Annotated in this window: 1 protein-coding gene; it reads left to right on the top strand. The window is 62.1% G+C overall.

Translation table 11 applies throughout. The annotated features are described in order from the left end of the window. Window positions 1-98: 98 nt before the first annotated feature. Entirely contained in the window at window positions 99-1,301 is a 1,203-nt protein-coding gene (locus tag HDE77_RS20220) for an ISL3 family transposase (protein WP_184419721.1), read from the top strand. The last annotated feature ends 6 nt before the right edge of the window (window positions 1,302-1,307 follow it).

Below are 1,307 nucleotides of genomic sequence, written 5' to 3'. Positions count from 1 at the left end.
GGTTCTTCGCGGAAGTCCGGGGAGCCCGGATAAAAAAGAACGGTGACTTCAGGTAAAGATGTTTGTGCGACCAAACATTCACCTGAGCCACCGTTCCGATGTCAGATGGTAAAGCCTTGCTCCCGTTTTGGGAGGGTTTCCGTGTCAGCGATCTTCAAACGTCTCCGGAAGGGATCCAGATCAGCCTGGAAGTTGATCCCGGACGCATGCCCTATTGCAGTGGCTGTGAACAGCCCTGCGCGCAGGTGCACGAGTATGGCCGGCGCCGGATCCGAGATCTGCCAATGCTGGGCCAGCCAGTGCATTTATCGGTGACCTTGCGGCGGGTCGCCTGTCCGACTTGCGGTCACCGACGGGAGTGGGTGTCGTGGTTGGAGCGCCACGCCCGCTTCACGCAGCGCCTGGCGCAGACCGTCGCGCATTGGTGCACGCGCTTACCGATCGCCCATGTGGCGGAGTTGTTTGGCCTGCACTGGAGCACGGTGCGGACGCTGGATGAGCGACGACTGGACGCGACGCTGGCTGCGCTACCGCCCGCCCAGCCCACCCGCCTGGTGATGGATGAGTTTGCGCTCTATAAGGGCCATCGTTACGCGACGGTGGTGATGGATGCCGACACCCGACGCGTGCTCTGGATCGGCGAGGGGCGTAGCCGCGCGGCGATCCGTCCGTTCTTCCAGGCGCTGGGCTCCGACGGTTGCGCGCGCATCCAGGCCGTCGCGATGGACATGAACACCGCCTTCGATCTGGAAGTGCGCCAGCACTGCCCGCAGGCCCGCGTGGTCTACGACCTGTTCCATGTCATTGCCAAATACGGCCGCGAGGTCATCGGTCGCGTGCGCGTGGATGCCGCCAATGCCTTGAGTCATGACAAACCCGCTCGACGCGTGGTCAAGCAGGCGCACTGGTTGCTGTTGCGCAACCCCGATCACCTCAAGGATCACCAGCAGGTGCGGCTCGATGAGGTGCTGGCGGCCAACCAGTCACTCATGACGGTGTACGTGATGAAAGCCCAGCTCAAGGCGTTGTGGACGGCCACCACTGCGTGGGCATGGCGACGGGCCTGGAAGCAGTGGATGAGTCATGCCGAACAGAGTCAGATCCCTGCACTCATCCAGTTTGCCCGACGTCTACGTGGCTACTGGCGCGGCATCCTCAGCCGCGTGCGCTGGCCGATGCATACCGGCCAGCTCGAAGGCATCAACAACAAGATCAAGGTCATCAAACGGATGGCTTATGGCTACCGTGACAGCGAGTACTTCTTCAAGAAGATCAAAGCGGCCTTCCCCGGGAATCCGTGAAGAACC

Origin of the sequence: Rhodanobacter sp. MP7CTX1 (assembly GCF_014205795.1) — a bacterium.
GTDB lineage: Bacteria > Pseudomonadota > Gammaproteobacteria > Xanthomonadales > Rhodanobacteraceae > Rhodanobacter.
This window is presented reverse-complemented; position numbering and strand designations above follow the sequence as displayed.

Bases quoted from the DNA above. Each gene is read 5' to 3' on its own strand.
- HDE77_RS20220 (WP_184419721.1), top strand. From the start codon at position 99: ATGTCAGATGGTAAAGCCTTGCTCCCGTTTTGGGAGGGTTTCCGTGTC.